The 12,619-nt window shown below is 45.9% G+C and carries 11 protein-coding genes; 3 read left to right on the plus strand and 8 right to left on the minus strand.

What is annotated here, in order from left to right:
* The first annotated feature begins 39 nt into the window (after positions 1 to 39).
* Both K7R11_RS13010 and K7R11_RS13015 read left to right on the plus strand, forming a co-directional pair.
* Positions 40 to 1,866 carry a CocE/NonD family hydrolase gene (locus K7R11_RS13010; protein ID WP_410528201.1) on the plus strand — a complete coding sequence of 609 codons (1,827 nt, stop codon included), beginning with the start codon at positions 40 to 42 and terminating at the stop codon, positions 1,864 to 1,866.
* Positions 1,867 to 2,032: 166 nt separating this feature from the next.
* On the plus strand, positions 2,033 to 3,685 hold the full coding sequence (locus tag K7R11_RS13015; protein ID WP_224491171.1) for a sodium/sugar symporter: 1,653 nt from the start codon (positions 2,033 to 2,035) through the stop codon (positions 3,683 to 3,685).
* A 192-nt stretch (positions 3,686 to 3,877) separates the two neighbouring features.
* Here K7R11_RS13015 and K7R11_RS13020 read toward each other — a convergent pair whose 3' ends face one another.
* The 4 genes from K7R11_RS13020 to K7R11_RS13035 all read right to left on the minus strand — a co-directional run bounded on the left by K7R11_RS13020 (position 3,878) and on the right by K7R11_RS13035 (position 5,614).
* Positions 3,878 to 4,168, minus strand: coding sequence for a hypothetical protein (locus K7R11_RS13020; protein WP_224491172.1), 291 nt, complete (start codon positions 4,166 to 4,168; stop codon positions 3,878 to 3,880).
* Positions 4,169 to 4,231: 63 nt separating this feature from the next.
* Positions 4,232 to 4,522, minus strand: a complete 291-nt coding sequence (locus tag K7R11_RS13025) for a winged helix-turn-helix domain-containing protein (protein WP_224491173.1) — start codon at positions 4,520 to 4,522, stop codon at positions 4,232 to 4,234.
* The gene (locus tag K7R11_RS13030; RefSeq protein WP_224491174.1) at positions 4,519 to 5,133 is read right to left on the minus strand and encodes a hypothetical protein; all 615 of its coding nucleotides are present in this window, start codon (positions 5,131 to 5,133) and stop codon (positions 4,519 to 4,521) included. Before K7R11_RS13030 ends, K7R11_RS13025 begins: the two co-directional genes overlap by 4 nt.
* 121 nt (positions 5,134 to 5,254) lie before the next feature.
* Entirely contained in the window at positions 5,255 to 5,614 is a 360-nt protein-coding gene (locus K7R11_RS13035) for a hypothetical protein (RefSeq protein ID WP_224491175.1), read from the minus strand.
* Between the two features lie 429 nt (positions 5,615 to 6,043).
* On the opposite strand from K7R11_RS13035, the gene K7R11_RS13040 reads away from it, so the two are divergent.
* A complete protein-coding gene (locus K7R11_RS13040; RefSeq protein ID WP_224491176.1) occupies positions 6,044 to 7,582 on the plus strand; it encodes a YifB family Mg chelatase-like AAA ATPase in 1,539 nt (512 codons plus the stop codon).
* Positions 7,583 to 7,935: 353 nt separating this feature from the next.
* Here the strand turns inward: K7R11_RS13040 and K7R11_RS13045 are convergent, their stop codons facing one another.
* The 4 genes from K7R11_RS13045 to K7R11_RS13060 all read right to left on the minus strand — a co-directional run bounded on the left by K7R11_RS13045 (position 7,936) and on the right by K7R11_RS13060 (position 12,581).
* The gene (locus K7R11_RS13045) at positions 7,936 to 8,298 is read right to left on the minus strand and encodes a septal ring lytic transglycosylase RlpA family protein (protein WP_224491177.1); all 363 of its coding nucleotides are present in this window, start codon (positions 8,296 to 8,298) and stop codon (positions 7,936 to 7,938) included.
* A 76-nt stretch (positions 8,299 to 8,374) separates the two neighbouring features.
* Positions 8,375 to 9,799: a serine hydrolase domain-containing protein gene (locus K7R11_RS13050; protein WP_224491178.1), complete on the minus strand. Its 1,425-nt coding sequence runs from the start codon at positions 9,797 to 9,799 to the stop codon at positions 8,375 to 8,377.
* Between the two features lie 58 nt (positions 9,800 to 9,857).
* Positions 9,858 to 10,712 carry a cyclase family protein gene (locus K7R11_RS13055; RefSeq protein ID WP_224491179.1) on the minus strand — a complete coding sequence of 285 codons (855 nt, stop codon included), beginning with the start codon at positions 10,710 to 10,712 and terminating at the stop codon, positions 9,858 to 9,860.
* A gap of 33 nt (positions 10,713 to 10,745) precedes the next feature.
* Entirely contained in the window at positions 10,746 to 12,581 is a 1,836-nt protein-coding gene (locus K7R11_RS13060) for an adenylate/guanylate cyclase domain-containing protein (protein WP_224491180.1), read from the minus strand.
* Positions 12,582 to 12,619: the final 38 nt, after the last annotated feature.

Raw genomic sequence — 12,619 nt, forward strand, 5'->3', positions numbered from 1 at the left:
CAACTAACGAACGTGAGAAATTTTTCAATTCTTTTCATGATGCTTCTGGTAGCCTTCCAGGTAAGTTGCCAGGAGAACGAGTACCGGATTCGCGAACATTATTCCAAAAAAGAGGTTATGATCCCTATGCGGGATGGCATTAAATTGCATACCACGATTTATACCCCCAGAGATACCTCCAGGGAATATCCCATACTTATGCAGCGCACTCCATACAGCTGCAGGCCTTATGGGGAAGATGTATACCGAACCACCATCGGTCCAAGTGAGACGCTGATGAGGGATGGCTATATCATCGTTTACCAGGATGTCAGGGGACGCTGGAACAGCGAAGGGGTTTATGATAATATGCGGGCCTATATCCCGAATAAGAAAGAGGGAGAGATCGATGAGGCCTCAGACACCTATGACACCATAGATTGGTTGGTTAATAATCTTGAGAATACCAACGGAAGGGTTGGCGTATGGGGAATTTCCTACCCCGGATTTTATGCCACCTATGCCTTACTCAGTGAACACCCCAATTTGGTGGCAGCTTCCCCCCAGGCCTGTATCGGCGATTTCTTCTTTGATGATTTTCACCATAACGGAGCCTATTTGCTAAGCTACTGGAGGGCGACCTCCGTATTCGGCTATATGAAGGATACCCCCACTACAGAGGCCTGGTACGAATTTCCGGATCTCGGAACCCAGGATCAGTACCAGTTTTTCCTGGATGCAGGGCCACTGTCCAATCTCGACCAATGGTACAAGGAGGACAATGTGTTCTGGCAACAGCTCAAGGAGCATCCCAATTACGATGAATTCTGGAGGGCAAGAGGCATCATACAGCACCTGGAAGATATTGATCCGGCCGTAATGGTTACAGGAGGATGGTTTGATGCTGAAGATCTTTACGGACCTCTGGAAACCTATAAGAACATTGAACGCCGCAGCGATAATTACAACACCCTGGTAATGGGACCGTGGAGTCATGGCGACTGGGCCAGGAACAGCGGGAGGCAGGCTGTTGGTAATGTATATTTTGGCGACAGTATTTCATCATTTTATCAAAAGGAGATCGAAGGCAGGTTCTTTAATCATTTTCTCAAAGGAGAAGCTAACGGTGCCACCGGGCTGCCGGAAGCCTATGTTTTTAACACCGGTACCAATTCCTGGAATACCTTCGATCAATGGCCTCCTGAGCGCGCCGAAAAAAAGGCATTCTTTCTTAACCATACCGGTGCGCTTTCTGAGGTAATGGCTATGCAGTATGACCATAAGGAATTTATAAGTGATCCTGAAAAACCGGTGCCTTACAGCGAAGACATCAAGATGGTCTTTACCCCCAGGAAATTCATGACCGACGATCAGCGGTTTGCTGCGCGGCGTCCGGATGTCCTGGTCTATGAAACCGGGGTCCTGGAAGAAGATGTTACCCTGGCCGGTGATATCCTTGCCAAACTAGTGGTATCCACTACGGGGGAGGCAGCAGACTGGGCAGTGAAACTTATTGATGTTTGGCCTGCCGATGCAGAGGATTTTCCGGAAACCCAGGACCATCTCAAAATGAGTAACTACCATATGATGGTGCGTTCTGAGGTGATGCGGGGGCGGTTCCGGAACAGCTTTGAAAACCCGGAACCTTTTGTACCCGGAGAAGAAGCCAGGGTAAACATTAAGTTACAGGATGTATACCATACCTTTAAAAAGGGACATAGGATCCAGATCCAGGTACAGAGTACCATGTTTCCGTATATCGATCTGAACCCACAAACCTGGGTGGATAATATTTTTGAGGCAAAACCTGAAGACTTTAAGAAGCAGACCCACAGGGTGTATAATAGTTCTTCAGTGGAGTTTTCTATTTTACAAAACCCAAAGTAAGGCACACTGGTGGGGGAGGACCTTAATGCCATTTCCTTCATTTTAAGCCCTTTGAAACTTCAAAGAAATTCAATGTTAATTATAAATGATAAGTTTAAGGATATTCTTTTAAGAGATTCCTTACTTTTAATGAGCTACTAACTATTATTAACGTTAAACTAATACTATGAATTCTACTTTCAGCAGCCTGGACTATATTGTCTTCATAGCTTATGCTGTCATGATTCTTTTTGTGGGATTATGGGTGTCCCGAGGGAAAAAGGGACATCAGCGTAATGCAGAAGATTATTTCCTGGCCAGTAAATCACTCCCTTGGTGGGCAATCGGGGCGTCGCTGATCGCGGCAAATATTTCGGCAGAACAATTTATCGGAATGTCGGGATCCGGGTTTGCCGTTGGACTGGCTATCGCTTCTTATGAATGGATGGCAGCTCTTACCTTACTTATTGTCGGGAAATACTTCCTGCCAATTTTTATTAATAAAGGATTATATACGATTCCGGAATTTGTGGAGCAACGTTATTCCACAAACCTGAAAACCATTCTGGCAGTATTCTGGATCGGTTTATACATTTTTGTAAATCTAACCTCCGTCTTATATCTGGGAGCTCTTGCCATGCAAACTATTATGGGAATTCCCATGATCTATGGGGTCATTGGTCTTGCACTTTTTGCGGCAGCCTATTCCCTCTACGGGGGGCTCTCTGCTGTGGCCTGGACCGATGTGATTCAGGTAATCTTCCTGGTTCTTGGAGGTTTGGTTACAACCTACCTTGCTTTAAATACGGTGTCAGAAGGTGATGGCGTTTTTGAAGGATTCAAGATCATCTACGACCGGGTGCCGGATAATTTCGGGATGATTCTGGATAAATCGAATCCTGAATTTGCCAATCTCCCCGGTATCTGGGTGCTTGTAGGTGGTATGTGGGTAGCCAATTTGTATTACTGGGGCTTCAACCAGTACATTATCCAGCGTACCCTGGCGGCTAAATCGCTTAAGGAATCCCAAAGAGGAATCCTGCTGGCGGCTTTCCTGAAATTATTGATCCCACTGATTGTGGTTATCCCCGGTATTGCCGCTTATGTAATGGTTAACGATCCAGAAATAATGGCTACCCTGGGAGAATCGTCCATGGTCAATATTCCTTCCCTTTCTCAACCGGATAAAGCCTATCCGTGGTTGTTGCAGTTCCTGCCTACAGGACTTAAGGGAGTGGCTTTTGCAGCCCTTGCGGCAGCAATTGTATCGTCGCTGGCTTCCATGTTGAATTCCACTTCAACCATCTTTACTATGGACATCTATAAGCCATATATAAATAAAAATGCCGGAGATATGACAACGGTAAAGGTGGGACGTATCTCAGCTGCGGTTGCATTGGTTATCGCATGTCTTGTAGCCCCTGCGCTTTCCGGACTTGGACAGGCTTTTCAATATATTCAGGAGTATACAGGTATTGTGAGTCCCGGTATCCTGGCGGTATTCCTGTTAGGGCTTTTCTGGAAAAAAGCAACCAACAGAGGGGCAATAATTGGTGCATTGGCGTCGATACCGATTGCCATGTATTTTAAGGTCGCTCCCAATGGCTGGTCAGATAGTCCCTTATTCCTGGAGCTGCCATTCCTGAATCAAATGGGAATGACCGCCATCCTCACCATGATAATCATTGCCCTGGTGAGTATCAGGGAAAATAACGGTAAAGACGATGCTAAAGGTATCCCGCTTTCAAAAGAATTGTTTAAAACAGGTCCCGTTTTTAATATCGGTGCATTTGTAGTCATGATAATTCTTGTTGCGCTGTACGCATTATTCTGGAAATAATGCTTTGTTCAATAAAAATCAAAAGCCCTGCATTGCAGGGCTTTTTTCTTGGGCAAAAAAGGTAACCTTTAAGGTTAGGTTGTTTCAGAATGGAAACGTATTAAGTAGGTAGGTTTAAATAAATACTTGTTCATTCGACCCCGATGCCGGCGTTCCCTTAAGGATGTTGCCGGTGGGCATTTGGTCAATATTTTAGCTTCCGGCGAAAGGGGTGCCAAATATCCCTACCGCAAGCTCGGCCCAGGTTAACAGAAAAAGCAGCATTAGTCCTGCGATCAAAAAGAACCGCAGAACCGGGTTTCCCGCTTTTCTCAGAATAAATTCAACGCCCAGCCCGGTGGCCAGAAGTAAAGTGCCCATAACAATAAAATCGAGGAGTGACCAGTTCACTTCCTCTGTAAATTGCATGGCGATCAGGGGAATCAAAAGAAGGAGGGTGATAATTCCCAGAATGATAAATAATCTTTTGTTTTGAGTGATCATAATTGAAGTTTTATGGGTTGTGTGTTTCTTTGATACTATTAGGTTGGATTCGATATCAGCGTATTACTCCAGAAGTTTTTCAATGGCATGAATATGACGTCTGAAAGCGCTTTCACCCCCTTTTGTACTGTAATAACGGGTGTGTGGTTTTCGGTTCAGAAACTCCTTTTTGATGTTGATATAGTTGCATTTTTCCAGGAATTTTAAATGACTTGCCAGGTTGCCGTCGGTTACGCCAAGAAGGGCCTTCAGGGTGTTAAAATCTACATGGTCATTCACCACCAGGGCCGACATGATCCCCAGCCGGATCCGGTTTTCAAATGCTTTATCCAGATTTTTTAAAACCTCCTTCACGCTTTAGTATTCCATTGTACCATGAATCCGTATATGATGTGAAGTATCCCAAAGCCCAGGGCCCAGATTACCACGCTGTAAGCTGGTATCAGGACGGCCAGTAAACCCAGTACTATTTCAGCGAAACCCAGCGACCTGATCTCTGTTTGGGTGAATCTTCCGGCACTGATAAGCCCCAGACCGTAAAAAATCAGCGTCAGGCCCGGGAGTATACTGATATTCCCTTTAAATAGAAGGATCAGACACAGGAGACCACCGCTTACAAGAGGAACCAGTAAAGCAGTTAATAAACGCCTGGCCTGAACTCCCCAGAGACGGTCTCGTTCCTCCCTGTTGTTTCTATTCGTAAAGAATATGGCAGCAGCGGTAGCTATGATCAGGGTTCCTGTTGCAATGAGCAATAATAACAGCATGTGATGAAGAGGGAGGTCCTCAGGTAAAACTTCCTTGAGATCGTGATACCGAAAAATGTAATAGTGAGCCGCTGTGACCCCGACAAGGGCTGTTATACCGGTGGCAATACCGGAATATCCGCTGAGGGAAACAGGCCGGGAAGATCGGTTCATGATGGTTTTGATCTCCTTAAGATCATCCAGATAGCGCTCTTTCATAAAAAGTACTTTGAAAAGCAAAGTACAAAATATTTTGATATTATCGTTAAATATTTATTCCGGCATGTGTTCATAGAGACGTACCGGCCAATGAGAATTAGGGTAGAGGTTTTAGTTGCTGCTATTCCCTGTTTTTAGCTGGATGCTCTATAGTATCCATACTTCTTTGGATCAGGTTAAGAGTATCTTCCTGGTTTAACAGCAATCCGGTATGTTCCAGTAGGGTGATACGCTCCACATATTTCACGCCCTTTTCGGTGATATACATCCCTCCAAAACGCGCCAGTTTGTATTTCATGATCAGTTCCAGGGCAATGTGATAGTCTTCACTGCTGTAATGCTGGCCCAGGATGCCTTGTAAGTGTACCCGCATTTTAAACGGATTGCAGTACGACCTGCAGGAAATTTCCCCTTTGGTTTCCAGTAATAATTTTTTCATGATCAGTTGAATGTACAAATGCTGGCGATCGTCTGTTGTCATGCCGGTACTGATTTAAGTGTTGAAAAAGGGGATACTTAAAATTAAGGGATATGTCAGGGGTTAAATCACTGAACGTAAATCAGTTATAAACATGTTTTCAAGAGATATATTTTCTTACAGCCTATTACAGATTTTAAAGGAAATAACCGATAACATGTATTTATATAGGGATGAGAGACCTGTTATTTTATGTTATTTTGTTTTCAGTGAGATGAAGAGTAGGTAGTTTGAATTTATATAAATACCTGCAAAACAGTTATTAACTGTTTGTGAACAATATGTTCATGCCCTTCAATGCCCGGATTAATAAAAAAGTGGGCGTACAAGGAGATGGATAAGTATTCATAAACAATACGGATTTTAAAACTTCCTTCCTCTAAGTAATTCTAATATAGAAAATATTCTATATATTTAATGAAATTTAGAGGGATGTTATCAAAGATCTGTGGGTGTGCCATTTTTGGGATAGAGGCAACCGTTATCACCATTGAAGTTCATATAGGTCCCGGAGTGGGATACCACCTGGTAGGATTACCGGATAATGCCATCCGGGAAAGTAACTATCGTATTGCAGCTGCGCTGTTGAATAACGGGTACAGAATTCCGGGTAAAAAGGTAACCATAAACATGGCCCCTGCTGATATGCGTAAGGAAGGTTCTGCCTATGACCTTCCTATTGCGCTGGGCATATTGATATCAGCAGGCAGGTTTACCCCGTTAAAAGACCTCTCAGGGTTGATCTTAATGGGGGAGCTCTCCCTGGATGGTGGTCTTTTGCCCGTAAAAGGTGCGCTTCCTATGGCAGTTAAGGCAAAGGAGGAAGGCTATGCTGCCCTGATCCTGCCCGAAGAAAATGCTGAGGAAGCTGCTGTCGTAGAGGGTCTGGATGTCTATGGGATGAAACACTTCAGGGAGGTAATGGATTTCCTGTCTGGTACCTCAACGCCCCGGCCCTTAAAATTAGAAAAGGAGATGCTCTTTCGCGATCAGCTGGAATTTCCCGAGCTGGATTTTAGTGATGTCCGCGGACAGGAAAGTATTAAACGGTGTATGGAGATCGCAGCCGCAGGCGGACACAACCTTATTCTCATCGGTCCGCCCGGATCGGGTAAAACCATGCTGGCCAAGCGCTTGCCTTCGATACTTCCGCCCATGAGTCTTCGCGAATCCCTGGAAACCACCAAGATCCATTCTGTGGCTGGCAAGGCCAACAGCAAAGGACTGATTGTACAAAGGCCCTTCAGAAGTCCCCATCATACAATTTCAGACGTCGCCCTGGTTGGGGGTGGCAGTTATCCCCAACCGGGGGAGATCTCTCTTTCCCACAACGGGGTATTGTTTCTGGATGAGCTGCCTGAATTCAAAAGGGCGGTCCTGGAGGTCATGCGACAGCCCCTGGAAGACCGGGAGGTTACCATTTCAAGGGCAAAGTTTACCATCACCTATCCCAGCAGTTTTATGCTGGTGGCCAGTATGAACCCGAGTCCGGGCGGATATTTCAATGATGGCAGCAGTCCGGTGGTTAATTCTCCTGCAGAGATGCAGCGGTATATGAACAAGATCAGTGGCCCTTTACTGGACCGTATTGATATTCATATCGAGGTAAACCCCGTGCCATTCGAGGAACTTGCCAAACGGGAAAAAGGGGAGGGATCGGCCAGTATTCGGGAACGGGTGTGCCAGGCCAGAAGGCTCCAGGAAAAGCGATTTATGAAGCTCGAGAAGGTGCATTACAACGCACAGATGTCTACCCGGCATATCCGAAGCTTTTGCGCACTTGACCGTGCCTCTTCGGCCCTGTTAAAAAATGCGATGGACCGACTAAAATTATCCGCCCGCGCTTATGATCGTATTCTTAAGGTCGCCAGAACCATTGCCGACCTGGAAGGAGAGCCCCATGTGGCCGCTCATCATATCGCAGAAGCCATACAGTACCGGAGCCTGGACAGAGAGGGGTGGTTGGGATGATGATGAAATTTGAAAGTTTTATTTGGTTTTAAAGAATGGGAGAAGGGAGTTTGAGTTGGAGTTGGAGTTGGAGTTGGAGATGGAGTTGGAGATGGAGTTTGAGTTTGAGTAGGAAGTAGGGAGTTGGAGTTGGAGTAGGGAGTAGGAAATAGGGAGTTTGAGTTTGAGTTTGAGTTTGAGGGAGCTTCGGATAAAAATACATCTGATACCTAATCTTCTGTATCTCTATCCATTTAGCAGGGATTCCGGCGATCGGATCCCAAATCAAGTGTCTCTGGCGTCTGAGCTCGTTTAATTGGTTGGAAGTGGACGTAACCTCTCGAAGCGCCCGGGTAATGGCAACTTCAATCCTGTCATTCAATAACCTCGATCTTTACCCTGGTTACTCCTTCCTGTACAAACCCCAGGATCTCTGCAGCTGCCCTGGAAACATCAATGATCCTTTCTTTGGCAAAAGGGCCCCTGTCATTTATCCTGACAAGAACTGATTTGTCATTCTCCGGGTTGGTTACCCTCACTAAGGAATTAAACGGCAGGGTAGGATGGGCTGCGGTAAGGGAATCTTTTTGATACAGTTCCCCGCTTGCGGTAGGCTTTCCCTCGAATTTATCATGGTAATAGGAGGCCATGCCCTCCAGGGGTATTCCAGGTTCCTTTTCCTGGGCGTTCATACTAACAACTGTAAAAAATACCAGGATAGACAAGATCTTTTTCATAAAACAAGGAGATTTATTCTTTGTATTCCGGCTCCATGATTTCGCGGGAATGTCGGGCAGGGGATCAGTATATTCATTATTGTTTTGCCTGTATTTCGATCATTCGAAGGGCTTTTTCCCTGAGGAGCTTATTATCGGGATTCAATTTCAGGGCTGCTTCATACATTTTCTGTGCTTCGCCATACCTTTGAAGTTTCTCGAGATTTTGCCCTTTGATATCCACGACCTCCCAGTCGTCTGGTAACTCCAGCAGTAGGATGTCACTCAACTGGTTACTGATCTCATAATGTCCTTCTCCGAAATGATACCGCTCCAGCCAATAGATATCGATGATGTTGTTATAGCGGTCTTCGGCTTTTAGCGCTTCGTAATTCTGTACGAGGTTTCCGGCATCGTTCTCTTCTATGTTCATGGCCAGGTCATAGGCAATGGAACGACGGGGAGCCTTGAGCTGGAATGGAGGATAGATCAGTTTCAGGGCGATGTCATCCAACAGGCTAACGGAATTTGAAAGGGCAACCACCCCGGTTTGTGTCTTTTTATTATAGCCCACAAATGAAGTGTACCCTCCGGTACCTCCATTGTGCAAAAGGATCTCCGTACCCGGTTCAGGTGTAAACACGAACCATCCGTCTTTGTAGAACAACATATCTCTGCCAAGGTTATGGATACCGGTTTCCACAGTATTTTCAATATCCCTCTGCCCGAATAGAGGATTGGTTTTTACCTGGAACTCCAGGTATTTCAGCAAGTCGTTGGTAGAGCTGATCAGGCCTCCGGCATACCTGCTGGGTCCTTCGAAATGCCAGAAACTATTCGTGGTGCCGATATTGGTGGGTACCGCCATGACAGAGTCGATAGCCGCTGCATGACCGGGCCAGGTATTCTGCATACCCGCCTCCAGGGCCAGGCCGGACACCAGTACGCCAAAGTCTTTTTCCGTCTGCTTTTCGATGACTTTTCCCAGCACGCCATACCCGAAATTTGAATAGGCCCAGCCTTTTGCGGTATCGGGATCGACCTGGCGTAATTCTTCGTAAAGTTTTTCATCGGTATAGCCCTTAAAGGGGTCAGACCATTGATGCGGTGAAAACTGGGCAGATAAGCGGGGTAATCCGCTGCGGTGATTTCGCAGTTCTGCAAGGCTAATATGCTTTAAGGCGCTGTTTTCTTTTGCGACCTTCTGAAAGAACATATCCAGGGAGGCTTTTGTTTGATCGGCCAGGTATCTTTCGGTCAGGGCTGAGGTAAAGGTTTTGGTAACCGAACCGATCTCGTAGAGCGTTGTGCTGTCGGGAGTGTTGATCCCCGAGGCTGTATAGCTTCCGTAATTATAGAATTTTTTGTCGCCTTCCCGGGTAATAATACCTATAGCTACCGAGGGATTAATGTGTTGATCGACCCTTCGAAGAATTTCCTGTTCGATCTGTGGTTGCATTTCCTGGGCCTGGAGGATAATTGGAAAACAGAAGAGTGTAATACTCCAGATGAACTTAGTCATGGAGAAGAGGTGATTTATGGGTTACTCCTCAAAAATACACATTCCTGCGGGAAAGCATCTAATTTTCCAGAAGTGCAATAATACGAAGTGGTCCGCCCGATCCTCCCTTGATCTTCATAGGCAGGGCGATCACCTGGAAGGGGGTATCTGGTAGCTGGTCCAACCGGGCCAGGTTTTCAAATCCCGGAATGTTTTCTCCTAGCAGGATCACATGGGTTTTGAAATCTTTTGATTGTCCGTAGTCAAGGCTCGGTGTGTCCAGACCAACCGCCTTGACCTTCCTGTTGTGTACAAGCCAGTTGGCCGCTTCGGGGGCTATACCCGGAAAATGAAGCAGGGCAATGGCATCCTGGCCACGCTCTTCTGTGCCGAGGTAGGTCTTTGGATCCGGATAATGACGGGAATGCCCGGTATAAAAGAGAATAATAACGTTATCCGGAATGGGAGTGCCGTGTTTTTCTTCCCAGGCATTGAGATCCGCGATGCTTACCTGGTAATCCGGGTCTTTCATTGCCTTTTCGGAAACATCGATCTTTATGGCAGTACCCAAAAGGTTTTCCAGCGGGATGCGGTCAACGGTCTGTTTGCCTTCCGAGAAATGAACAGGGGCATCAATATGGGTGCCACCGTGCTCTGCAGTACAAATATTGTTAGCTGTATAGTAATACCCGTTTTCAGTTTGTCCGGCAAAGACCGTATCCATTTCAAATTCCCTGGCCGTTACCCAATACACGGTTTCCCTTGAAAACTCATGGGTGAGGTCTATGATCCTCTGGTCAGAAAGGTCGTATCCTGGATGGGGTTCTTCATTTTTCACGGCAGAGGTACAACCCGTTAACAGCACAAGAGCAATCAAGAGGCAGGTGTGCAGTTGATATGGTAATAACGATCGCCTGGAAAAGCTATTGATCATGTTAATAGAATATTCACAGTTCATATAAACAGGTCAGGTGGTTACATTGAATTCCCGGTAGACTTCCTTTTTCTTCTCTTCAGTCAGGCCATTGACGAAATACATTTTCATCATGCCCTTATTTTTAACATCGACCATTCCCCTGAAGGTGCATTCAAATTTGTCTTTAATGATCTTATAGGTATTTTCGGAGACGTTGATACGTCCCGGTTCTGAATTCGATTCCATGCGCGAGGCGATATTCACTGTATCCCCCCAGATGTCGTAAACGAACTTTTTGGTTCCAACCACCCCGGCAATAACAGGGCCTGTATTGATCCCGATCCGTATCTCGAACCTGGTGGGGTCGTCCGGGTCTTCCTGTTTGACCTTTTCCACAAATTCTGCCATCTCAAAGGCGGCCATGACCATCCTTGCCGCATGGTCTTCACTGGGGAAGGGGAGTCCACCGGCACACATATAGGCATCTCCCATGGTTTTGATCTTTTCCAGGTTAAATTTTTCCATGATCTCATCGAACCTGGAGAAATAGAAATCCACCCGCCGGACCAGCTCCTCGGGATCCATGTCTTCAGAATAGCGGGTAAATCCACGGAAATCCGCGAACATTACCGAGACTGATTCAAATTTTTTAGCTTTTACCCTTCCGTTCTCTTTGAGTTCATCGGCGGTTTCATCGGGAAGAATGTTTCGCAACAGGGCATCAGAGCGGTTTTTTTCCTTTTCAATGATCCGGCTTGTCTTCCGTATATATTTGAAGCGGTTGAATAATCCGAAGATCAGAAGCGACAGCAATACCACCACCGTTACGGATACGATACTCACGGTGCGCTGCCTGTTTGCCCTTAGCGATTGTATCTCTGCTTCCTTGGCCATGAGGTCCACCTCCTTTTGCTTATTGGCTACCTCGAACTCATTTCTGAGGTTAGCCATGCGCTGAATGGTAGGCAGGTTGATGGCGCTGTCAAGGTAGGCCTTGTGTTTTTTATAGTGCTCCAGGGCAGCAGCATAGTCATTCCTGTTCAGGTAGATCTCATATAAATTGAGATAGGTATTGGCAAGTTCAGAGTTTGCCCTTATGTTTTTCCCTATGGAAATAGCACGCTCTGCATATTTTTTAGCTTCCCCGTAATTGTTTTGTTCCTGTGCGAGGTCAGTCAGGTAATTGTAATACTCCACCGCTGCTTCCGGGCGGGATTCGATGGAATTGTCGGCACCGCTTTCTATCAGTCGCTTTGCCTTTTCGTATTCGCCCTTTTTAAAATAATAGACTCCGAGGTTTCCATCGAGGAAGTACTTATGGCTGTCGTTGTTAATAGAGTCAAAACTTACCTTGCTTAACTCCAGGTATTTATATGCGGAATCCAGTTGGTTGTTACGCAGGTAAAAATCACTGAAATTAAAATATAAGGCTCCCAGGTGGTAATATTCTGTATTTTCCATGTTTAACAGAATGTCCAGACCTTTCCGGAACGAGCGTAATGCTTCCGAATTATTATTTACTTTACTGTAGGTAAAGCCCAGGTGGTTATTTAAATACGCCCAGTAGGCACTGTCAATACTTTTTGCAATGGTGATGGCGGCAAGGGTTTCCTGTATATCCTGGTCGTAATCGCTCATATCCATATAGGCATAGGCCTTGTACAGGTGCCCTTTCATCATGGCGTCCTGGTTGTTTAATCGTTTGGCCAGGTCCACCAAGGTATCCCCGTAAGCGATCCGCTCCGGAGCAGCAATGGCTGAATTGTATGAAAGTTCAAACAGCAGCTCCAGTTTTTCCTCGGGTTCCAGGCTTTTCTCCTTGTAGGTTTTTATAAGCGAATCGATGGAGATAGCTTCCTGTGCTGATAGCGGAGAGATAATACACAATGCACCCAGCCAGATCCATATGGAAAAGGAAAAACTGC

This window comes from Robertkochia flava (genome assembly GCF_020166515.1).
GTDB lineage: Bacteria > Bacteroidota > Bacteroidia > Flavobacteriales > Flavobacteriaceae > Robertkochia > Robertkochia flava.